Origin of the sequence: Paraburkholderia sp. RL18-085-BIA-A, assembly GCF_046027075.1 — a bacterium.
Lineage (GTDB): Bacteria > Pseudomonadota > Gammaproteobacteria > Burkholderiales > Burkholderiaceae > Paraburkholderia.
On record NZ_JARESU010000014.1, the window covers coordinates 33006 to 54079 of the forward strand.

The window sequence follows — 21074 nt, forward strand, 5'->3', positions numbered from 1 at the left end:
ACGGCGGCCGGTCTGTTTTATCTCTGCCAATGCATTAGCTTCTGGATGGTGACCATGAACGCGTGGCTCGAACCTCGCTACGTCGCGTGGATTTGGCGCGGCTTCGCGATGACGCTGGCGCTGTCGGCCAGTGTGATCGTTTGCTCGACGCTGCTGGGTTTCGCGCTTGCGCTCGCACGCAGCGCGCGTGCCGCGGCGCTGCGCCGCGCGGCGGCCGGCTACGTGCTGATATTCCGCAACTCGCCGCTGCTCGTGCAATTACTGTTCTGGTATTTCGGCGCGGCGGTCCTGTTGCCCGACAGCGTGATGACCTGGCTCAATACACCGCATGCCGTCACGCTTGGACCTGCCACGATGGGTTGGCCGACGTTCGAATTCGTCGCGGGCTGGTTCGGCCTCGCCTGCTATTCGACGACCTTCATCGGCGAGGAATTCCGCGCGGGGATGCGCGGCGTGCGCGGCGGGCAATATCAGGCGGCCGCGGCGCTAGGCCTGACGCGCTTCGCTACGTTGCGCCATGTGATTTTGCCGCAGGCGGTGCGGATCGCGACGCCGCCGCTCGCCGGGCAATATATGAATGTCATCAAGAACTCGTCGCTGACGATGGCGATCGGCCTAGCTGAGTTGTCGTACTCGTCGCGCCAGGTCGAGACGGAGACCCTCAAGACGTTCCAGTCGTTCGGCATGGCGACCTTGCTCTACATTGCGGCGATTGCCGCGATCGAAGTCGCATTGCTGATCTGGCAGCGGCGCGGCGCATATCAATCGGGTGGCTCGCGGTTTGTGCGCCCAGGCGGCTCATGAGTGCGCCGGACTGGCTGCCGATCCTGCGCTATCTGCTAGCCGGCGCGTTTCCCGCCGGCCCGCTCGGCGGAGTCGCGCTGACCGTGGCGCTGACGCTGACGTCGGCGGTGCTGTCGGCGCTGCTGGGCCTGGCAGGCGGCATCGCGCTCGTGATGACGCGCGGCGCGCTGCATATGCTGCTGCTCGCTGTAGTGGGATTTTTTCGCGCGATTCCGGTGCTGATGCTGATCTTCTGGACGTACTTTCTGATGCCGGTGCTGTTGCATATCGATGTGCCCGGACTCGCGACCGTGGTCTGCGCGCTGGCGCTGATCGGCGGCGCGTATCTGTCGCATTCGGTACAGGCCGGCATCGTCGCGCTCGGCGACGGCCAGTGGCAGGCCGCGATGTCGCTCGGCATGACACACGCTCAGGCGTTGCGCCATGTGCTTCTGCCGCAGGCGGTACGCACGATGACGCCGTCGTTCGTCAATCAATGGGTGTCGTTGATCAAGGACACGTCGCTTGCCTATATCGTCGGCGTGCCGGAATTCACGTTCCTCGCGAATCAGGTGAATAGCCGGCTCATGGTCTACCCGGCGCAGATTTTTTTGTTCGTGGGTCTGGTGTATCTCGTGTTGTGCGGCGCGTTTCAGTGGGCGGTCACGCGTTTGCTGGCCGGCACGTTCGATGCGGGTGGGCAGACACGCTCCCGCTAACCCGGACCCGTTTAAACATCGGGTTTATCACTACAGCAGATAAACGTATCGGATTTGCTTCGTTGCCGCTGAGCGCGTGCGCCGGTAAATTCATCGGACTGCGCCTTCGATGGCGTCCTCCGAACAGATTCGACGAAGAGTTTCCTGTGACGACTGCCTTTGCCCCTGCTGATACCCGCCATGCCGGCGCCTCCATTGAGAAGCAGCCCATCGAGATTCGCGCTTTCGACGGCCCCGTCGGCGCGCAAGTGCTCGGGCTCGATCTCGCCAAGCCGCTCAGCCAGGACGATTTCGCGCGCATTCACCGCGCCCACCTCGATCACCACGTGCTGGTGTTTCGCGATCAACGCATTACGCCCGATCAACAGATCGCGTTCAGCCGCCGTTTCGGTCCTCTGCAGATTCATGTGCTGCACCAGTTCCAGTTGCCGGGCTATCCGGAGGTGCTGGTGGTGTCGAACATCGTCGAAGACGGCAAGCCGATCGGTTTGGGCGACGCCGGCCATTTCTGGCACTCCGACCTGTCGTACAAGGAGAAGCCGAGTCTCGGTTCGCTGTTGCATGCGCAGGAGTTGCCCGCCGAAGGCGGCGACACGCTGTTCGCCAACATGCATCTCGCGTGGGACACGTTGCCCGCGCACTTGCGCACGGCGGTGGAAGGCCGTTCGGCCGAGCACACCTACCTCGCCAAATACGCCGAACTGCAGAAGCGCAGCCCGTGGCGGCCCGATCTGTCGGCCGAGCAGATCGCTCAGGTGAAGCCGGTCGTACAGCCGATCGTGCGCACGCATCCCGAGACCGGGCGCCGCGCGCTGTTCGTCAGCGAGCATTTCACGACCCGCGTGATCGGCTTGCCGGAAGACGAGAGCCGCGCGCTGCTCGCCGAAATCTTCGCGCATAGCGTGCGCCCCGAACACATCTACCGGCATCGCTGGGCGGAACACGACATGGTGTTCTGGGACAACCGCTCGCTGATGCATCTCGCGGCCGGCACGCCGGATCATCTGCGCCGCAAACTTTATCGCACGACGATCGAAGGCGACGTGCCGTTCTGACGCAACGTCGTCCGCTTTCATCTCACACTACACGCTACCCGGAGTTTCAATGCCTGACAGGTTTCGCCCGACCGCCGAGCGGCCGTCGTATGTTCGCCGCTTCACCGCGACACTGTTGACTTTATCAATGGGCGTCGCGGGCTTCGCCGCCAGCGCGTCCGCGCATGCCGAAGGGCAGATCCGCATCGCAGAGCAGTTCGGCATCGTCTATCTGCTGCTGAACGTCGCGCGCGACCAGCAGTTCGTCGAGAAGGAAGGGCGCAAGCAGGGGCTCGACATCAAGGTCGACTGGGTGAAGCTCTCGGGCGGCGCCGCGGTCAATGATGCGCTGCTCTCGGGCGCGGTGGACGTGGCCGGCGGCGGCGTCGGCCCGCTGCTGACCATCTGGGACCGCACGCACGGCAAGCAGAACGTGAAGGGCGTGGCGTCGCTCGGCAATCTGCCGTACTACCTGGTGAGCAACAATCCCGATGTGAAAACGATCGCCGACTTCACCGCGAAGGATCGCATCGCACTGCCGGCCGTCAATGTGTCGGTGCAATCGCGCGTGCTGCAATATGCGGCGGCCAAACGTTGGGGCGACAAGGAGTACAACCGCCTCGACAAGTTCACCCAGGCGCTGCCGCATCCCGACGCGGCCGCGGCGATCATCGCGGGCGGCACGGAAATCACCGGTCACTTCGGCAATCCGCCGTTTCAGGAGCAGGAGCTGGCGGGCAATCCGAAGGCGCACATCGTGTTGAATTCTTATGACGTGCTCGGCGGCCCGAGTTCGGCGACCGTGCTTTATGCGACCGAAAAATTCCGCGACAACAATCCGAAGACGTATCGCGCGTTCGTCGATGCACTGGCCGATGCCGCGCGCTTCATCACCGCGAACCCGGATGCCGCCGCCGATATCTACATCCGCACGAATCAATCGAAGATCGACCGCGATCTGCTCGTGAAGGTCATTACAAATCCGCAGGTGCAATTCAAGGTCGCGCCGCAGAACACGTTGGGGCTCGCCCAGTTCATGTATCGCGTCGGTGCGATCAGGAACGAGCCGAAGTCGTGGAAGGACTACTTCTTCGACGACCCGGCGACGGCGGCGGGGAGTTGAGCATGTTCATCGTTGCCGGACCTTTGTCGGCCCGTTCAGTTCGTTTAGTTCGTTTGGCCCGTTCAGTCAGCACACAGGGAGCGATCTGATGGTGGCGAATCCCACACTTCTGTTTCCGCACCGCACCGGCGAGCCCCGAGTGGCGACCAGCGAAAAACTGCTCGCGGTCGAACACGTGAACCTCGAATACCGCACGCGCGAGCGGATTGTTCGCGCGACACACGACGTCAGCTTCGATGTCTACGGCGGCGATCGCTTCGTACTGCTCGGGCCGTCCGGCTGCGGCAAGTCGACGTTGCTCAAGGCGGTGGCCGGCTTCATCCAGCCGAGTTCGGGCAGCATTTCGCTCGACGGCCAGACGGTGCGCGGCCCCGGTGCGGACCGGATCGTCGTGTTCCAGGAGTTCGACCAGTTGCCGCCGTGGAAGACGGTGCTGCAGAACGTCGCTTTCCCGCTGCGCGTCGCGAAGAAGCTCTCGCGCGCGCAAGCCAACGAGCGCGCGCTGCATTATCTGGAGAAGGTCGGGCTGGCTTCGTTTGCGAATGCGTATCCGCATACGCTGTCGGGCGGCATGAAGCAGCGCGTCGCGATTGCCCGCGCGCTGGCGATGCAGCCGCGCGTGCTGCTGATGGACGAACCCTTTGCCGCGCTCGATGCGCTCACCCGACGCAAGATGCAGGAGGAGCTGTTGCGGCTGTGGGAAGAGGTCAATTTCACGCTGCTGTTCGTCACGCATTCGATCGAGGAAGCGCTCGTGGTCGGCAACCGGATTCTGCTTCTGTCGCCGCATCCCGGCCGCGTGCGCGCCGAACTCAACAGTCATCAATATTCGCAGGACAGTTACGGGCGCAGCGATTTTCAGCGCAGCGTCGCACGCATTCATCACCTGTTGTTCGAGCAGACGGAGACCGCTCAATGAGTTCGCCCGCCACTTTGCTGCCCCCGGTTCGCGAAGAGTATGAACGTCCGCTCGAACCGCTAGGCGAACTCGCTCTCGAAGCGCCGTTGCCGCTCGGCAAGCGTCTCTTTGCGCAGAGCTGGTTGCGCAAGGCGCTGATTGCGCTGGTGCTGATCGCGGGGTGGGAAATTGCCGCGCGCATGGTCGACAACGACCTGTTGCTGCCGACTTTCGGTGCGACGTTCAGCGCGTTCGTGCAGGGCGTGTGGTCCGGCGAACTGCTGCAGAAAACGGCGGTGTCGATGTCCGTGCTGCTGCGCGGTTATCTGCTAGGCGCCGCGCTCGCGTTCGTGCTGACGTCGCTTGCCGTATCGACGCGGGTGGGCCGCGATTTCCTGTCGATGCTGACCGCGATGTTCAACCCGTTGCCGTCGATCGCGTTGTTGCCGCTCGCCTTGCTGTGGTTCGGTCTCGGCACCGGCAGCCTGTTGTTCGTGCTGGTGCACGCGGTGCTGTGGCCGCTTGCACTCAACACGTACTCCGGTTTTCAGTCGGTGCCCGCGACGCTGCGCATGACAGGGCGCAACTATGGACTGACCGGCATGCGTCATGTGCTGCTGATCCTCGTGCCCGCGGCGTTGCCGTCGATTCTGGCCGGCTTGCGGGTGGGCTGGGCGTTTGCATGGCGCACGCTGATCGCGGCCGAACTGGTGTTCGGCGCGAGTTCGGGCAGCGGCGGGCTCGGCTGGTACATTTTCCAGAATCGCAATGAACTGTACACGGACCGCGTATTCGCGGGCCTCGCCGCGGTGATCGTGATCGGCCTGCTGATCGAGCATCTGGTGTTCAATACGCTGGAGCGCGTTACGGTACGGCGCTGGGGCGTCCAGCACTGAATGGCTCACGACGCCGCGAGGCACTGCCGGGGCTCGCCGCCGACTGCCGGTGGACCCGAACCGAAGCGACACGCACCGCCGCAGTCAGTCCTCCAACCATTCCCGTCGATCGCAGCTATTTGTAATCCAGTCTGCTCGTCCTTACCAAATGTGAACAATTGGCGCTCGTGCCCTTTGAGGCGGCGATCTCAGCGATGAGCTCGTCGTGCTGTTCCGTGCACGGCTGAGCATGAGGGGGATGGTGACCGGCCCGAACGACCCCGGCATGACGCCGGTCGTGTTGCGCAGTCAGTCTCGACTGCGACAGCGCACGCTTTTTGCGTAATCAGCATGCTTGTCACGACAGCGGTGGCCGACAAACCGCGTCACGTGGCTGAACCGCCCGACCGTTCAGGTAGGAGGAGCTATGCGAGGAATAAATGACCAGGCGCGCGCTGTAGTTTTTGCCATCGGGATCTCTCTGCTTGCGGCATGCGGCGGCGGGCACGACAGCGGTTCGAGTAACTCGAGCAACAGCAACACGCCCACGCCCACGCCGGCGGGCGGCGTTAATCTGCAAATCGTCTCGTTCGGCGACAGCCTGTCGGACGTCGGGACCTACGCGCCGATCGCCAACGCGGTTGGCGGCGGACGGTTCACTACGAATCCCGGTCAGGTGTGGACTCAGGATGTCGCGCAATACTACGGCGATACGCTGAGCGCCGCGTACACCATCGACATCACACATAAGCTCAGTGCGCAAAGCGGCCTCGGCTATGCGGAAGGTGGCGCCACGGTGGCGACGCCGGCGGATCAGAACGACTTCCTGACCCAAGTGATCGGCGACATCGAGATGCCCGTCAATCAGCAGATCTCGAGCTATCTGAGCGCTCACAAGAGCTTCGACGCCAATCAGCTGGTGCTCGTGTGGGCCGGCGCGAACGATGTGCTTCGGGCCGGCCAGTTGCCGGCCGCAGCCCAGCCTGTCGAGACGGCGGCGACCACGCTCGCCCAGCTTGTCGGGCAGATCGTCCAGAACGGCGCCACTCATGTGGTGGTGATCAATCTGCCGAACATCGGACTGTCGCCCACTGGCATCGCATCATCGGATGGTGGGGCCAACCTGACCCAGCTTTCGCAACTCTTCAACAGCACGCTGAACGCTGCTTTGCAAACCGATGGGCTGCAAGGGAAGGTGATCCAGATCGACGCCTATACGTGGCTGAACCAGATCATCGCGAACTTTCAGGCCAATGGTTTCACAGTGTCGAACACCGGCGTCGCCTGCGATCCGAAGAAAACGCCCGACCAGACGGCACTGCTGTGCTCGCCGGCAACCTACGTCGCCGCCAACGCGGATCAGACCTACATGTTCGCCGACGACCTTCATCCGACGACGCATCTGCATACGCTGTTTGCCCAGTTCGTGGAGCATCAGATTGCCAGCGCCGGTCTGGGCCATTGAGCTGCGGAGAACGATGAGTCGGCGGCGGAGTCGGCACGTTGCCGCGACTGCTGCCGGCAAACGAAGCAGAGAGGTTTGACTATTTCGAACTGCCATTCGGGGCGGAAAACTTCACGCTCTTGATGGCCTGGCATCCCCGGAACCATGGCGGCCCTGCGACCCGATGGCTGCGCGACATGGTGATCTGGCGGCTGCGCTAAACGAGTCATGACGCATCCCGCGTGTGTCGATTGAAAGCGGGGGCTTCGGCGGCCATTGGCCGGCCTCAGGTTGAGGGGTCACGCCTCATACCTCATTCGCTGCGGCCTGTTCTTCCCGCGCATACTGCGTAGGCGGCCGGCCGACGTGCCGCGTGAACGCGACGCTGAACGTGCTGGCCGAGCTATAGCCGACACGCTGCGCAATCTCGGCGACACGGCCTTCGTTACGACGCAGCAGGTCCTTCGCGAGCGCCATGCGCCAGGTGAGCAGATATTCCATCGGCGCAACGCCGACCGCGCGGCTGAAGCGCTCGAAAAAGCTCGAGCGCGAGAGCGCGGCCTCCCTCGCGAGCTCAGCCACCGTCCACGCGCGCGTCGGGTGTTCGTGCATTCCGCGGATCGCGGCCGCGAGGCGGCTGTCGGCAAGGCCTCGCACCAGGCCCGGTGACGCGTTCGTTCCTGCTGTGGACCGCAGCGCCTCGATGAGTAGCACTTCCAGTAGTCGTGAGAGCACGACTTCGCGCGCGGGCCGCTGCTCGCGTGATTCCTCCCGTACGAGTTGCACGAGCGTGGCCAGCCGCTGTTCGCCGCGCACATGCACGATTTGCGGCAGCAGAGAGACCAGCAGCGACGCATCCGGTGAACCGAAGCTGCAGTGGCCCGCCATCATGCGTGCGTCGATCGGGCGGTCCGGTGCGCCGAGTCGGAATTCACCGTTGCCCAGCGCGACGGGCGCCAGCGTCTCGACGCCCGGTGGTGGCGCTTCGAGGCTGGACATGGCGACGCCGTAGGCGGCTGGAATCAGCACGAAGTCACCCGACAGCAGCTCGATCGGCTCGTGTCCGTCGATCGCGATACGGCACCCGCCGTCGAGGATCACGCAATAGAACGGCTGGCCGGCATCCGAGCGGCTAATGCGCCAGGGGCTCGCGCCGAGCACGAGTTTGGAGAACCGGGCACCCGGCTGCAGCAACGTCACGACTTCGGCCAGCGGATCGATCATCGCCGGACTCCTGCAAATGAAACTTGAATGATTGATTGTAGCGAGTACGGGCTCACAGATCTATCGTTGTGCACACGCCAACCACTCCACAGGATTTCCCCATGAAAACCGTGCTGATCACCGGCTGCTCTTCCGGACTCGGTCTCGAGATCGCGCGCTGCTTCCTCGCGCGCGAATTTTAGTGGGGTCGGGGGCAGGGGGCTGGGGTGGGCAATAGGACTGCAAGACCCGACCGGCGGTTATGCAAGAGCGGGCGGAGGCAGCAAATCGAAGAGCGGCCACGCCAGGTGACCGTCTCTGCGATTAATCTTCTGAACGACCTATCGGACTTGAGGACTTGAGGACTTGAGGACTTGAGGCCTCGGGACGTGAGGGCGTGACGACACGGATCGTGCCGTGTCGCGCACTTTGTTAACGACGCTCCGTACCCTGATTGGATTCAATCTGCTGCCGCAGCCGTTCTTCACGCTCCTGAAGCTCGGGCGTAAACGCCTCGCCGAAATCCTCGGGCTCGAAGAAGGGGCGAATTTCGATTTCCGAGTCGCTGACCATCGGGTTCGGGCAGCGGCGTACCCATTCGATGGCCTCGTCCATAGATTGCACTTGCCAGATCCAGTAGCCGGCGATCAGTTCTTTGGTTTCGGCAAACGGGCCGTCGACGACAGTTCGGTCCTTGCCGGAAAATTTGACGCGCACGCCCTTCGAGCTCGGTTTCAGTCCGTCGCCGCCGAGCATGATGCCGGCCTTGACCAGTTCTTCGTTGAATCTGCCCATCGCCTCGATGAGTTCCATGCTGGGCATTTGACCGGCTTCGGATTCGGGGGACGCCTTGATCATGACCATCACGCGCATTGGGTTTCTCCTGTCAAAAGGTAAGTTCCGGGTTCTGTCGAAAGGCATTCGGTGCCTTCAACACCACGACGAACGGGTGGGCACCAAATCGACATCCGCAAGGTATCACGCGGTAGAAATTTTTCAGGCCCACACACGCCCGAATACTCGTGTCCGAATCTGGCCAGAATCATCTCCGGCTTCCCACTAAAGTTGAGGCATGAACCTCGATCCCGACACCTGCTACCAGACATTGCTTTCGCGAGATCGCCGATTCGATGGTTGGTTTTTTGTCGGCGTCGCTTCGACAGGCATCTATTGTCGGCCGGTCTGTCCCGTACGGACGCCGAAGCGGGAGAATTGTCACTTCTTTCCCAACGCCGCGGCGGCCGAGAAGGCCGGATTTCGCCCCTGCCTGCGTTGCCGGCCGGAGCTGGCGCCCGGTAACGGATTGCTCGATGTGTCGGGCCGGCTTGCCCAGGCGGCGGCGCTCATCGAAGAAGGTTTTCTGGATGGTGCGAGCCTCGCGGAGCTTGCCGCGCGTGTCGGGGTGACTGACCGCCATCTGCGCCGGATTTTCGACGCCGAATATGGCGTATCGCTGATCGAGTTCGCTCAGACTCAAAGGCTGCTGCTGGCAAAGCGCCTGCTGACGGACACGAGCTTGCCCATCAGCACAGTGGCATTGACAGCTGGATTCGGAAGCGTCAGGCGGTTCAATGACCTCTTTTTGAAGCAGTACAGTCTGAATCCACGCCGGTTCCGAAAGGACATCGACTCTCGGCCGCAAGAAACCATCACCTTTTCGCTTGGATACAGACCGCCTTTCTCGTGGTCCAGTGTGCTTGCATTTTTCGCCCAATGGCAGGTGAGCGGCGTTGAGCACGTCGGTGACGATAGCTACGCACGAGCCATCGAACTGAAGCAGGGTAGCCGGCACGTCGTGGGCTGGATCAAAGTAACGCACGCGCCGCAACGGTATGCAATAGAGACTACGGTTCCGGTATCGCTGACACCGGCGATTGCACAGGTTCTCGGGCGCGTTCGACGCATGTTCGACCTGGCCGCTCGCCCGGACCTGATCGACAGGCATCTCGGCGATCTGGCAACCGGGCTGCCGGGCATGCGTGTGCCGGGTGCCTTCGATGGGTTCGAGATCGCGGTACGCGCTATCGTCGGGCAGCGAATCCCGGCGCCCGATGCACGGGCGATCCTGTCGCGCATGGCTGAACGTTTTGGAACGAAGCTCGTGGCCCCCTTCGGTCTGACGACGACATTTCCTTGCGCATCGGTGTTTGCGGACCTCCCGGCCGCGGCGCTTCAGGCAACAGGCATCACCCGCATCCGGGCGGAAACAATCGTTGCCGTTGCAGCGGAAGTGGCCGCCGGGCGTATTGCGTTGGAGCCGCTTGCGCCTCTGGAAGAGACGCTTGATTCGCTGAGGCGTATCCGGGGAATGGACGAATGGACTGTCCAGTACATTGCGATGCGCTCGCTAGCGTGGCCGAACGCATTTCCTCACGACGACGCAGTGCTGAAGAAGAAGCTAGGCTTTTCGAGTACTGCTGCGCTCAGTCAACACGCCCAACAATGGCAGCCTTGGCGGGCTTACGCAGCGTTGCATGTTTGGCGTCTGCACGAAGCATTACACCCACGATCCGGGTGTGCTGACCGCTGAGCTACGTAGTTCGCGTATTCGAAGCGGGCTCAACAGACCTGATCTTTATCGCGGCAATGCTTGCCTTGCGCTATTCACTCGTGCGACTTCCATTCGCGGCTCGCCGATGCATGCACGAACCCATATTCCAACCACCGGATTTTCACATTCAAATGAACGTTCTCGAACTGCTCGCGCTGGCTGCAATCTGGGGGGCTTCGTTTCTCTTTATGCGTGTCGCGGTACCAGAACTCGGACCAATCGCGCTGATCGCACTCCGCGTCACAATTGCGGCGCTCGTTTTAATCCCGGTGCTTCGATCGGCAATCTCATGCGATCAGCTCAGGTCAAAGGCTTGGCCCTTGTTCGTTGTGGGCGTGACCAATTCGGCCCCACCGTTTTGCCTGCTCGCGTACTCGACCCTCTACGTGAACGCGGGCGTCGACTCTATCCTGAATGCGACGACTCCTCTTTGGGCCGCGTTAATCGCGATGGTTGCTTTCCAGGGATCCATGCCGCTGGCGCAAGTTGCCGGTTTGCTGTTGGGGCTTGTGGGCGTGGTGGTGCTGGCGTGGGAAACCAGCATCGGCGGCGGGAGCGTACTCGTGCTCGCGATTGGCGCCGCGCTGCTTGCAACCCTGTTCTACGGATTTGCGGTGAACTACTCCAAACGCCATCTTGCTGGCGTGAATCCGTTCGTCGTGGCCTTCGGCAGTCAAGTGTCCGCGTCGATTGTGCTGGTCCCGATGTCGCTATTCTTCTTGCCGAAGTACGCTGTCGCGTCATCGACCTGGGCCTGCGTCGCAGCACTGGGAGTGGTATGCACGGGCTTTGCGTACGTCCTGTTTTTCAGGCTGATTGAACGTGCTGGCGCCGCCTATGCTGCGTCGGTCACGTTTCTCATCCCTATCTTCGGAATGATCTGGGGTTCCGTTTTTCTGCAGGAACCGATCACGCCGGTGATGATCTCCGGATGCGTGATCATCCTGTTCGGAACCGCCTTGGCAAGCGGCAAGCTCGGCGGGTTGCGGACCCGCGGCGCATGAATGATGGCGGAAAGTTTAGCAAGCTCCGATGTGCGCCTGATTTTCACTAACAGCACAATCAAGAATGCTGGAGGTACGAACATCGTTCCGACGTTGTCGTCTACGACGACAAGCAACATCACCGGATTGCCGGGGCAGTAAGTCAGGCAGTGGGTGGGGCGGTCGCGGCCGGTTGGATGGGTGTCGCGATCGCCCGGTTGAATGGCCGCATTGGCGGCGTTCGGTTGATACCGTCTTGACCGAATCCGGTACGACAGCGCTTTGGTCGAAAGAGATCGACAGTCCCTGGGCGCGGGACAGTAACAGGGTCGCCTATCTACGGCGGACGCGAATAGTCATGCCTTTCAAGTGAATGCCTCAAGTGGGGCGGCCTCTGCCTGAACGGTTTCTATCATTGATCGTTCCCGACGTAGGTACTGACCTCGCTGCACACCTGGCCAAAGAGCTTCACGCGAGGCGCCCACAATTCCGTCCCAGCGCCTTGCTGGCGGCCATCGAGACAACGCGGGTGCGCTTGACAGCGGCGCCCCGAGCGCCTGATACCGGACCACGCCTCCTCGCCCGCGTTGGCTGGCCGGCAAATGCCGGTGCCATGGACGAAACAGCATCCGGACGTGGCGCGTGAAGCGAGGCATCGGACTGCCCGGACATCGGCAACTGCGCGGGTCGAACTTTGAATAGATCCGCCTGCAAGTCTCCGGTAAGGTCGTGGACGGAGGGCAGGTCGGCGGTTGGCAACACTTCTTTCAAGCTTGCTGCCGCCGCATCGGCGCCAGCCTGCAGTTCACCAGCATGCTGGCGCACGGTACGGTCGACCGCGCTCTGCACATTGGTCACCGCCAGTTCGACACCTTCCTTCACCTTGCGCAGTTCGTCGATCTGGATCTGCTTGTCTACTTCCGCCCGCACGCTATTCAGATAACGTTGCGCGCGCCCTAGCAACGTGCCGGCGGTGCGCGCGACACGGGGAAGTCGTTCTGGACCGAGCACGACCAGTGCAACCGTGCCGATGACGGCCATTTTGGAAATGTCGATGTCAAACATGGCAATCGTCCCTCCAGATTGTTGCAGATTCAATCACATGCACGGGTCATTGTTGCGAAGCCGCCGGAGGAACCTGCACGTCGATGTGCGCGGCCGCCGGCGCCGCCTTCGCTGTGGCGTCTGCCGTAACCGGCTCGATTTCCTGCATGCCTTCCTTGAAACCCTTGATCGCACCGCCGAGGTCCGCGCCGAGATTGCGGATCTTCTTCGTGCCGAAAACGAGCGCAACGATTGCCAGAACGATCAGCCAGTGGGTAATGCTAAGGCTGCCCATCATCAACTCCTTTCATATGTAATGAACCTAACAGCAACTTGTTCAGGGTCCTGCTGATCGTAGTGGCATTTGCACCTGGCGTGTATCAAACGTTCTTATAGATTCTTCAAAGAAATCTTGATTGTTCATTTGCGCCGCACGTTTCTAATATTCGCCGCACGGAGCGGATGGCGATGTCATGATTCTGCAGTGAACCGCGACGGCTCACTGCAGCACAAGCCAGGCCGCCTCCTGCCCACACCTGCGTCGTACAGGAGTTGATCCTGACTACCGGGGGATTGTTCAGTAGGATTACTTATGAGAGAGCAACCATGACTGACCTGAAACGTCGCAGCGTATTAGCCGGAGCTGCCGCCGGAGCTGTGGCACTCGGTGCAACGGCCGCTGCCAAGGCCGCCGAATTCGGCAATCCAGACCGTCCTTTGCAAGGAAGTATCAACTCGACGCCCGCCGCGATTTCCGAGCCGGGCCCGCAGAATCCGCAACTGCGCGACGTTTTGCCGTCGTTCAACAATCCGCCGCCGACGGACGTCGGCGGAATGCCGATTCCATGGGCATCCTTCAATGAGGCGCACAAGCGCATTCAGGCGGGTGGCTGGGCACGCGAAGTGACGACGAAGGCGTTCCCGGTGTCGAAGGACATCGCGGGCGTGAACATGCGCCTCGGACCGGGCGGTGTGCGCGAACTGCACTGGCACCAGCAGGCAGAGTGGGCCATCATGGTCAGCGGCGAGGTTCGTATCACGACGATCGACACCAAGGGCCGCGCTGAAGTCGCCGATGTGCAAGCCGGCGACATCTGGTACTTCCCGCCGGGCCTGCCGCATTCGCTGCAAGGTTTGGGCAACAACGGCGGCGAGTTCGTGCTGGCCTTCGACAACGGCGCAGCGGGCGAATTCAACACGCTGATGGTGACGGACTGGATGGCGCACACGCCACCGGACATCCTGGCGCAGAACTTCGGCGTGCCGGCCGAGAAATTCAAGGAAATCCCGCTCGAGCAGCTGTGGATTTACCAGGGCGCCAAGGCAGGCCCGCTTGCGGCAGACCAGGCCTACGCCGCAGCGCCGAACGGACGCCCGGACCATCCGTTCATCTTCCGCATGGGCTCCATGGCGCCGACGTTGGCGCAGCCTGGCGGTGAAGTGCGCATCGTCGATAGCAGCAACTTCCCGGTTTCGAAGACGGTGGCGGCCGCGATGGTGACGCTCCGTCCGGGTGGTTTGCGCGAGATGCACTGGCACCCGGATGCGGATGAATGGCAGTACTTCATCCAGGGTACCGGCCGCATGACGGTGTTCAACACGGGCCCGGCCGCACAAACGGTCGACTTCAATCCGGGTGACGTGGGCTACGTCGAGAAGAACCTGGGGCACTACATCAAGAACACTGGGAAGACCGACCTCGTCTTCCTGGAAATCTTCAAGTCGGATCACTTCTCCGAAGTGACTCTGGCGCAGTGGCTGGCGAACACGCCGCGCCAGTTGGTGCGTGAGCACCTGCGCGTCGATGACGCCACGCTCGACGTTATTCACAAGCTGAAGAATCGTCGCGACGTGCTCGCGTAAGCGCAAGCAGTCCTGCAGTAACAGTGGCGCGCCGCGTGCACGCAGGTTCGACCTGAAGCGGACTCACGGCGCCCACTCCGGATTCAATGCTGTCCCGCTGTGATTGCGGGGCGCAAGCAGTCGTCCCGTATCGACGCAACGTAGCACTTTGAAGAGGCGCCCACCATGTTGATGGCAATCAAACGCACTGCCAGCTACGCCCTGTCCGGGGAATCGACGGCCGACACCGTCGCGGCGATGCGTGATGTCCTCGATAACAAACGCCGTGGCGTCCGTGCGCTGCTGCCGTTCGCCGGCCCCGGGGTGATCGCCTCGGTCGGCTACATGGACCCGGGCAACTTCGCGACCAACATCCAGGCGGGCTCGACCTACGGTTATGAACTGCTTTGGGTGGTGCTGCTGTCGAGCCTCGTGGCGATGCTGTTTCAGGCGATGTCAGCCAAACTCGGCATCGTGACCGGCCGTAGTCTCGCGGAACTATGCCGCGACGAGTTTCCGCGTCCGCTCGTGATCGGCATGTGGATCGGCTCGGAGATCGCCGCGATGGCGACCGATCTGGCAGAGTTCATGGGCGCGGCGATGGGGATCTCGCTGCTGTTTCATGTGGCGATGGGGTGGGGACTGCTGATTACCGGCGCCATCACTATCGGCATTCTGTCGCTCGATAAAAAGGGTTTCCGTCCGCTCGAAATCGTAATCGCCGCGCTCGTCACCGTCATCGGTCTGAGCTATCTATGCGAACTCGTGATCGCACCACCGAACTGGCACGCCGCTATCTTTCACACCTTCGTGCCGCATCTGCATGGCAACGACGCGCTGATGCTCGCGGTGGGCATCATCGGCGCGACCATCATGCCGCACACGATTTATCTGCACTCGGGTCTGACGCAGAACCGCGTACCGGCGCACGACAACTACCAGCGCCGCAAGCTGGTGCGGTTCTCGAACCGTGAAGTGGTGATCGCACTGGGCTTTGCCTGCTTCGTGAACCTGGCGATGGTGGCCATGTCCGCTTCCGTGTTCAGCAAGAAGGCGCCCGGCATTTCCGACTTCACCGTGGCGTATCACACGCTCACGCCTGTTCTTGGCGCCGGAGCGGCAGCACTGTTCCTCGTTTCACTGCTGGCTTCGGGTATTTCCAGCTCGGTGGTGGGAACGATGGCCGGTCAAAACATCATGCAGGGCTTTGTCGGATTCAAGACGCCGGTGCTGGCACGACGCCTCATGACGATGGTGCCGGCCGTCATCGTCTGCATGACGTGCAATCCAATGAACGCAATGGTGGATAGCCAGATCGTGCTCAGCATCGTCCTGCCAGTCCCGCTCATCGCACTCGTGGTGCTGTCATCGCGGCACTCAGTGATGGGTCGATTCACTGCGTGCCGCAAGCTGATCGGCACGGCCGTCGTCGCCACAGGCGTGATTCTGGCCCTGAACGTGATGCTCATCTGGCAGTCGGTCGTCTCGTAACAGCGCGCGAGTGCGAAGCGCGACTTCGTGACTGGCGCTACTGACGGCAGTCGTCCTTGTTTCTATGGCAGCGTGGTCAGGCCGCTGAAGATCCATGCCCGTATGCACACTCTCGATTCTCGTGAAATCTTCAAGCCGTTTGCCGCCCTCGGTAAGAAGAAACTGCCGGAAGTCGCGAGCCGCCGGCGGCAGGGGGCGGTCCGCGCGATGGGCGACACACCACTGGCGTTTAAGTGGAAAGCCCTGCACGTCGAGCACCCTGAGCAAGCCGGCGCGCACTTCGGACTGAACCGCTTGTCTTGATAGAAAGCTGATGCCCATGCCGGCCATGACCGACTGCTTGATCGCTTCTTCGCAGCCGATTTCCATAAAACGCGGCGTCGATTCGTGACTGCGGAATGCGTCGTTGGCGGCGTTGCGGGTGTCAGTACCGCTCTCACGTACGAGCAGGCATTCGAGCGCGATACGCGCATAGGGGATGTCGGGTTCATATGCAAGCGGATGCGTCGGCGCCGCCACCAGTACGAAGGGATTAGGTGCAAACGGCTCGGCTACGATGGCAGGGCCATCCGGCGCATGCACCATCACGGCGAGGTCGATCTCGTCGCTTCGCAGCAAGATGATGAGTTGATCGCGACTGCGCACTGTCATGTCGAGATCGACCCCGGGGTTGCGCTGCATGAACGAGTTGATCAGATGCGGAAAGAAGTAGCTGCCGGAGGTAATCAATCCAACTCGCAGACGCTGGATGCCACCTGTCATGAGGTCCGCCAGTGATTGCTCGGCGGTCTTCAGATCTGCAAGAATCACCCGGCAGTGTCGCAGAATCAGCTTGCCTGCTTCGGTCAGTGAGATCCGCTTACCGGAGTGGCGGAACAGCGGCAAGCCAGCCTGCTCCTCCATCTGCTTGATCTGCATCGATACGGCCGGCTGGGTCAGGTGAAGGTCCTCAGCTGCGCGGGAAAAACTCAAGTTGCGCGCCACACTTTCGAAAGCCTTGAGTTGTCGAATCGTTATATTTCTCATGTGAGACCGTGCGTCTCCTTTCAGGAACGTAAAGACGCCCACGAGAAATCTGGGGCCCCACGGCAGTTTATCCCCAGGGCGCGACACAATGTCGCAATAGTGAATTCGTGTTGGCGACACAATCCCATTGCATGCCTATCTCTCAGAAGTGGACTGAACGTCAGGTCCGATTCGCCTGGATAGCAATACGTTGGAGACCAACGCCAATTCGGCGAAGGACGCCTGGAACGTAAAGACGACTGACAAGGAGATACTGCTCACGCTTCGAGTGATTCTTGTCAATTGGCTCGGTCAGCTTGAATTTCATTGGTGTCTGCGTTTTACGTTTCACGATCGTAGCGCGGGGCAATACCCGTGGCGGGCATAACGTCGCGAACACGTAGATGGACGAGAGCGCAGCCGCGTAGCTTACTGTCGATCACGACATTGAACAGTGGTAGATCGCGGATTGAATGCGCATTCTGGAGATGATTCTGGATAGACCCGTTGTCCTTCAACTTCAGCGGTGGCTCTTTCCCAACCAGTTTGTCCTTGGTTCAGGGCTCACGAGTTTGGCTGGTTCCATGCCAGACTCCAATTGGGTGATCCGTCTAATTTGTTATTCAGGCGCGGACGACGCGTGTGACGAAAATGTAATCTTTCGGTCAGCGCATGGATAAGGTGTGGTTATGCACACTCGCTATCCGACATTCGAATTGTTGAATTCACTCGCGGACCGGGCGGACTCATTTCGCTCGTCTCTAAGCAACCTTCGCTGCGCTCGTCCGATTCACTCGCTTTAGCCAGTTGATCATGCGTATTCTTTCTGCCGAATCGGTCGAGCGGGATGGAGACGACTGTCGTCGCTTCCGCGCGGGCAAGGCTATGTCGTCGACCGCGTCAAGAACGATCGCAAGGCGCAACTCGCACTCGCTACCGCGCGATATGCGCTGGTTGTCTTGAACTTGATGTTGCCTCGCGAGTCGAGATCTCGATCTTCTTGTCTGGCTTCGTCACATCAATCGTGTAGTGCCGGTCTTCACCTTCAAAGAAAATGACTGCGCCGCCGGTTGTGTACGCGCCTTTGAGGCCGGCGCCGACGTTCATCTGAACAAGCCCCTCGACTCGCGCGAACTGGTCGCTCGATCTCGCGCGCTAGTACGTCGCTCTCAGGGGAGCTCGGTGCGAATATTATCGAAACGGTGCGGAGGGTCGGATATGTTATCAGAGACGAGGAGGGGAGAAGGGAGGTGCAATCTGCACTCGAATGTGATCGCGCGGATAGTCGAGACACGCAACCGCGTGTCACAAACGATGTTTAAATTTTCCGGACTTAATACGAGCCAACTCATGAAGATTAGCTTTCGCCTGCTCGTCGCCGCCGGCCTTTGCATGGCATCGACTGCATTCGCCGCACAACCTGCCACCACTCCACTCACGCCTGTTTCCACCACTCCGTTGCCCAACGTGACCGGCGGCGACTTCGATCATTTCGCAGTCGATCTGTCCCGCTCGCGTCTTTACGTGTCGGCCGAGACGTATGGCTCCATCGAAGTGTTCGGTCTGCCCGATGCCGTGCACATCTCCAGTATCAGGACGGTTGCGAAAGCGCCACACAAGATTCTGCTGGCAAATGGAGGCAAGGAACTGCTTGTAGCCGACGCAGGCGACGCGGACGTCAAGGTAGTCGACACGACGCACTTCAAGGTCGGAAAAACCATCGCACTCGCACCGCAACCCGACTCCGGTATTGCGGACCGTAAGAGCGGCATCTTTTATATCGGCAACGGTGGCGCGCAGTCACATCAGGATCATGCCTATATCAGTCTCATTTCGCTTAAAAGCCATTCCGTGATGGGCCGGATCGACGTGCCCGCAGGCCAACTGAAAGCAATGGTCATCGATCCGGCGACGCACCGCCTGTTCGTGAACATGCGCGACAAAAACGAAGTCGGCGTGATCGATTTGCGCACGCGCAAATTGACGGCCACCTGGCACGTTCCCGGCCCGAGCCGAAATTCCGCCATGGCCTTCGACCCGAAGAGCGGGCGCCTGTTTATCGGTTCGCGTGACCCCGGCAAGCTGTTTGTGATGAATGCGCGCGACGGCTCGATCATCCAGTCGCTCGACATCGTCAACACGTCGGACGACATGACTGTCGACGCGGCCCATCGTCACCTGTTCATCACAGGCTCGACCGGTCTAGATGTCGTCGACCCTGTCGGGCCGGATCAATACGCGGTCAAGCAGCATCTCGACACACTCGGCGGCAAGACCTCGGTCTACATTCCGTCGCTCCAACGGGTCTATGTCGTTCATACGAAGGGCCCCGACGCGGCGATGGCGGGACTGCAGGTGTTCAGTGTGCGCTGAAGCGCGAAGTCGCTCTGTCAGTGCTGGGCTCGGCATCGAGCCCGGTGAACGCGCGGAGGTATTGAGGCCCTTCCATGCAGTATTGGGAGCGCAGAGCAGGCAAGGGCGGGACGCGACCTCGGCCTGTGTGTCGTCGCTGCGATCACGCGCGTTCAGGGCGTTGTGATCGTGATAGACGATAACGAGCCGGGTTGCAAAATGCTTGTCCAATTCAAGCGCAGGTAACGATCGTATGCTCTAGCTATCGTCGAAGTTACGAAACGTTTCGACTAATTTGAGTGCCTGGATGCCGACTTCGCCTCGCATGAATTCAAAAAAAAATATCTAAAGGCGACCCCAAAAAAGAATAAGCGAGCCGTATTCCATTCCAGATTTGATCTTGGCAGTACCTTAGATCGGTCTAAACGAGAAAAATAACAATGCTGTAATCGTCCGGACGGCTTTGGGTAACGAAGTAGCCGCTATGCTGACAACTAACCTCCCGCGGTCACGCTCGCGGGTAGCGATGCGGGTCGAACCCCCGCGTCGAGCTCGACTTCGGCAGATGGAGTGCCCACCTATGGTTTCTTGCCCCCCCACGCCGCCGTATTGCGCCCGAAGCCTGTCGGCCGGTGCGCGCCGGAGAACACGATGAACCAGTTGGCGTCGATCCGCATCTTCGCCAAAGTCGCGGAATGCCTGAATTTTGCCGAGGCTGCCAAGCAGTTGGGCATTTCCAATTCGGTGGTCACGCGCAGTGTCGCGACGCTCGAGGAACACCTGGGCGTTCGGCTGGTCAACCGGACTACGCGACGCGTATCGTTGACAGGAACGGGCCAACTATATTGGACGCGCTGCGTCGAGTTGCTCAGGCAGCTCAATGACATGGACGAATGTATCGCCTCCGCAGTGGGACAGCCGGCCGGTTCGTTGCGGATCGCGGCGTCGTCGCTGTACGCGACCACGGATCTGCCGGATGTGCTGGCCGCATATCGCGTCCAGGAACCCCGCATGAGTTTCGACCTGACCGTGTTCGACAATATGAGCGACGTCGCGGCCAACGAGTTCGATGTCTGTTTCAGTGCGGAACGTCGCCTGCGTGACTCATCGCTGGTATGCCGGCCGCTCGCGCAAACACGCGACGTGATTGTTGCCAGTCCGGGCTATCTAGCGCGATGCCCGGCGCCGCGCACGCCTGGCGAACTGGCCTCGCACGACGTGCTCGTCGCGTCGGATGCGCCAAGTCGTTACTGGGAGTTTCGCGACACCCACGGCACACAACGCGTCGTCGTGCAGCCGATCATGAACGTACAAAGTCCTCAGGTCGTCAAGCGTTTGGTGCAGGCCGGAATGGGCGTCGCGCGCTTATCACGTTCGTTCGTGCGGGCCGAACTGGCCAACGGCAGCCTGCGCGCGTTACTGGACGACGCGACACTATGCGGCGACGAACGTACTGTGTGGCTGCTGTATTCTGGGCAACCGTACATGGCGATTGCGTTGCGCAGATTCGTCGACTTCGTTGTGGAGCGTTATCGTCAGAAACCACCGGAAAGCAAGGCACAGAAAAAGGAGGGCGTCGGCCCATCACAACACCGATCGAGCAATACTGAATTGCTCTGGGGCGAGATTTTGTAGGTCCTAAAGTGCGAAAACCTGACGTCGGCTGCGGCTCTATGCTGCGCGATTAGCGCGAGCGACGCACTGGCGCGGTGTTCTCACTCACAAGG

At 61.0% G+C, this 21074-nt stretch carries 20 protein-coding genes; 14 read left to right on the forward strand and 6 right to left on the reverse strand.

From position 1 onward, the window contains the following. Positions 1-54: 54 nt before the first annotated feature. The 8 genes from P0D89_RS12590 (at position 55) to P0D89_RS12625 (ending at position 7097) form a co-directional block, all read left to right on the forward strand. The gene (locus P0D89_RS12590; protein ID WP_408361397.1) at positions 55-804 is read left to right on the forward strand and encodes an amino acid ABC transporter permease; all 750 of its coding nucleotides are present in this window, start codon (positions 55-57) and stop codon (positions 802-804) included. After that, the gene (locus P0D89_RS12595) at positions 801-1502 is read left to right on the forward strand and encodes an amino acid ABC transporter permease (RefSeq protein WP_408361395.1); all 702 of its coding nucleotides are present in this window, start codon (positions 801-803) and stop codon (positions 1500-1502) included. Before P0D89_RS12590 ends, P0D89_RS12595 begins: the two co-directional genes overlap by 4 nt. A gap of 146 nt (positions 1503-1648) precedes the next feature. Further along, on the forward strand, positions 1649-2557 hold the full coding sequence (locus tag P0D89_RS12600; protein WP_408376646.1) for a TauD/TfdA dioxygenase family protein: 909 nt from the start codon (positions 1649-1651) through the stop codon (positions 2555-2557). 49 nt (positions 2558-2606) lie between these two features. Further along, positions 2607-3659 carry an ABC transporter substrate-binding protein gene (locus P0D89_RS12605; protein WP_408361393.1) on the forward strand — a complete coding sequence of 351 codons (1053 nt, stop codon included), beginning with the start codon at positions 2607-2609 and terminating at the stop codon, positions 3657-3659. Between the two features lie 88 nt (positions 3660-3747). Continuing rightward, positions 3748-4578, forward strand: a complete 831-nt coding sequence (locus tag P0D89_RS12610) for an ABC transporter ATP-binding protein (RefSeq protein WP_408361392.1) — start codon at positions 3748-3750, stop codon at positions 4576-4578. After that, positions 4575-5453: an ABC transporter permease gene (locus tag P0D89_RS12615; RefSeq protein WP_408361391.1), complete on the forward strand. Its 879-nt coding sequence runs from the start codon at positions 4575-4577 to the stop codon at positions 5451-5453. The genes P0D89_RS12610 and P0D89_RS12615 overlap by 4 nt, the downstream gene beginning before the upstream one ends. Positions 5454-5859: 406 nt before the next feature. Then, the gene (locus tag P0D89_RS12620; protein WP_408376647.1) at positions 5860-6897 is read left to right on the forward strand and encodes an SGNH/GDSL hydrolase family protein; all 1038 of its coding nucleotides are present in this window, start codon (positions 5860-5862) and stop codon (positions 6895-6897) included. Positions 6898-6935: 38 nt separating this feature from the next. Further along, a complete protein-coding gene (locus P0D89_RS12625; protein WP_408376648.1) occupies positions 6936-7097 on the forward strand; it encodes a type 2 periplasmic-binding domain-containing protein in 162 nt (53 codons plus the stop codon). A gap of 85 nt (positions 7098-7182) precedes the next feature. Here the strand turns inward: P0D89_RS12625 and P0D89_RS12630 are convergent, their stop codons facing one another. Both P0D89_RS12630 and P0D89_RS12635 read right to left on the reverse strand, forming a co-directional pair. Next, entirely contained in the window at positions 7183-8100 is a 918-nt protein-coding gene (locus P0D89_RS12630) for an AraC family transcriptional regulator (RefSeq protein ID WP_408376649.1), read from the reverse strand. A gap of 411 nt (positions 8101-8511) precedes the next feature. Next, the gene (locus P0D89_RS12635) at positions 8512-8952 is read right to left on the reverse strand and encodes a YciI family protein (RefSeq protein ID WP_408361387.1); all 441 of its coding nucleotides are present in this window, start codon (positions 8950-8952) and stop codon (positions 8512-8514) included. Positions 8953-9151: 199 nt separating this feature from the next. Between P0D89_RS12635 and P0D89_RS12640 the strand changes: the two genes are divergently transcribed. Further along, positions 9152-10609: a DNA-3-methyladenine glycosylase 2 family protein gene (locus P0D89_RS12640; RefSeq protein WP_408376650.1), complete on the forward strand. Its 1458-nt coding sequence runs from the start codon at positions 9152-9154 to the stop codon at positions 10607-10609. Positions 10610-10761: 152 nt separating this feature from the next. Continuing rightward, positions 10762-11634, forward strand: coding sequence for a DMT family transporter (locus tag P0D89_RS12645; RefSeq protein ID WP_408376651.1), 873 nt, complete (start codon positions 10762-10764; stop codon positions 11632-11634). Positions 11635-12081: 447 nt separating this feature from the next. On the opposite strand, the gene tatB is transcribed toward P0D89_RS12645, so the two are convergent. After that, positions 12082-12678, reverse strand: a complete 597-nt coding sequence (gene tatB / locus P0D89_RS12650) for a Sec-independent protein translocase protein TatB (RefSeq protein ID WP_408361384.1) — start codon at positions 12676-12678, stop codon at positions 12082-12084. A 46-nt stretch (positions 12679-12724) separates the two neighbouring features. Next, positions 12725-12952 carry a Sec-independent protein translocase subunit TatA gene (gene tatA, locus P0D89_RS12655; RefSeq protein WP_408361383.1) on the reverse strand — a complete coding sequence of 76 codons (228 nt, stop codon included), beginning with the start codon at positions 12950-12952 and terminating at the stop codon, positions 12725-12727. 311 nt (positions 12953-13263) lie between these two features. Here tatA and P0D89_RS12660 point away from each other — a divergent pair, with 311 nt between their 5' ends. Further along, on the forward strand, positions 13264-14520 hold the full coding sequence (locus tag P0D89_RS12660) for a cupin domain-containing protein (protein ID WP_408376652.1): 1257 nt from the start codon (positions 13264-13266) through the stop codon (positions 14518-14520). Between the two features lie 165 nt (positions 14521-14685). After that, positions 14686-15990 carry an Nramp family divalent metal transporter gene (locus P0D89_RS12665; protein ID WP_408376653.1) on the forward strand — a complete coding sequence of 435 codons (1305 nt, stop codon included), beginning with the start codon at positions 14686-14688 and terminating at the stop codon, positions 15988-15990. On the opposite strand, the gene P0D89_RS12670 is transcribed toward P0D89_RS12665, so the two are convergent. Both P0D89_RS12670 and P0D89_RS12675 read right to left on the reverse strand, forming a co-directional pair. Beyond that, entirely contained in the window at positions 15877-17016 is a 1140-nt protein-coding gene (locus tag P0D89_RS12670) for a LysR family transcriptional regulator (protein WP_408376729.1), read from the reverse strand. The genes P0D89_RS12665 and P0D89_RS12670 overlap by 114 nt on opposite strands. Positions 17017-17928: 912 nt before the next feature. Next, positions 17929-18102: a hypothetical protein gene (locus P0D89_RS12675; RefSeq protein ID WP_408376654.1), complete on the reverse strand. Its 174-nt coding sequence runs from the start codon at positions 18100-18102 to the stop codon at positions 17929-17931. Positions 18103-18345: 243 nt separating this feature from the next. Here P0D89_RS12675 and P0D89_RS12680 point away from each other — a divergent pair, with 243 nt between their 5' ends. Both P0D89_RS12680 and P0D89_RS12685 read left to right on the forward strand, forming a co-directional pair. Continuing rightward, entirely contained in the window at positions 18346-19368 is a 1023-nt protein-coding gene (locus P0D89_RS12680; RefSeq protein WP_408376655.1) for a YncE family protein, read from the forward strand. Between the two features lie 630 nt (positions 19369-19998). After that, entirely contained in the window at positions 19999-20982 is a 984-nt protein-coding gene (locus P0D89_RS12685) for a LysR family transcriptional regulator (RefSeq protein ID WP_408376656.1), read from the forward strand. Positions 20983-21074 lie beyond the last annotated feature (92 nt).

What these genes read in the sequence shown, in the direction of transcription:
- P0D89_RS12590 (WP_408361397.1), top strand. Translation starts at nt 55, where the DNA reads ATGAACGCGTGGCTCGAACCTCGCTACGTCGCGTGGATTTGGCGCGGC.
- P0D89_RS12595 (WP_408361395.1), top strand. Translation starts at nt 801, where the DNA reads ATGAGTGCGCCGGACTGGCTGCCGATCCTGCGCTATCTGCTAGCCGGC.
- P0D89_RS12605 (WP_408361393.1), top strand. Translation starts at nt 2,607, where the DNA reads ATGCCTGACAGGTTTCGCCCGACCGCCGAGCGGCCGTCGTATGTTCGC.
- P0D89_RS12610 (WP_408361392.1), top strand. Translation starts at nt 3,748, where the DNA reads ATGGTGGCGAATCCCACACTTCTGTTTCCGCACCGCACCGGCGAGCCC.
- P0D89_RS12615 (WP_408361391.1), top strand. Translation starts at nt 4,575, where the DNA reads ATGAGTTCGCCCGCCACTTTGCTGCCCCCGGTTCGCGAAGAGTATGAA.
- P0D89_RS12620 (WP_408376647.1), top strand. Translation starts at nt 5,860, where the DNA reads ATGCGAGGAATAAATGACCAGGCGCGCGCTGTAGTTTTTGCCATCGGG.
- P0D89_RS12630 (WP_408376649.1), bottom strand. Translation starts at nt 8,100, where the DNA reads ATGATCGATCCGCTGGCCGAAGTCGTGACGTTGCTGCAGCCGGGTGCC.
- P0D89_RS12635 (WP_408361387.1), bottom strand. Translation starts at nt 8,952, where the DNA reads ATGCGCGTGATGGTCATGATCAAGGCGTCCCCCGAATCCGAAGCCGGT.
- P0D89_RS12640 (WP_408376650.1), top strand. Translation starts at nt 9,152, where the DNA reads ATGAACCTCGATCCCGACACCTGCTACCAGACATTGCTTTCGCGAGAT.
- P0D89_RS12645 (WP_408376651.1), top strand. Translation starts at nt 10,762, where the DNA reads ATGAACGTTCTCGAACTGCTCGCGCTGGCTGCAATCTGGGGGGCTTCG.
- tatB (WP_408361384.1), bottom strand. Translation starts at nt 12,678, where the DNA reads ATGTTTGACATCGACATTTCCAAAATGGCCGTCATCGGCACGGTTGCA.
- tatA (WP_408361383.1), bottom strand. Translation starts at nt 12,952, where the DNA reads ATGGGCAGCCTTAGCATTACCCACTGGCTGATCGTTCTGGCAATCGTT.
- P0D89_RS12660 (WP_408376652.1), top strand. Translation starts at nt 13,264, where the DNA reads ATGACTGACCTGAAACGTCGCAGCGTATTAGCCGGAGCTGCCGCCGGA.
- P0D89_RS12665 (WP_408376653.1), top strand. Translation starts at nt 14,686, where the DNA reads ATGTTGATGGCAATCAAACGCACTGCCAGCTACGCCCTGTCCGGGGAA.
- P0D89_RS12670 (WP_408376729.1), bottom strand. Translation starts at nt 17,016, where the DNA reads ATGAGAAATATAACGATTCGACAACTCAAGGCTTTCGAAAGTGTGGCG.
- P0D89_RS12675 (WP_408376654.1), bottom strand. Translation starts at nt 18,102, where the DNA reads ATGAACGTCGGCGCCGGCCTCAAAGGCGCGTACACAACCGGCGGCGCA.
- P0D89_RS12680 (WP_408376655.1), top strand. Translation starts at nt 18,346, where the DNA reads ATGAAGATTAGCTTTCGCCTGCTCGTCGCCGCCGGCCTTTGCATGGCA.
- P0D89_RS12685 (WP_408376656.1), top strand. Translation starts at nt 19,999, where the DNA reads ATGAACCAGTTGGCGTCGATCCGCATCTTCGCCAAAGTCGCGGAATGC.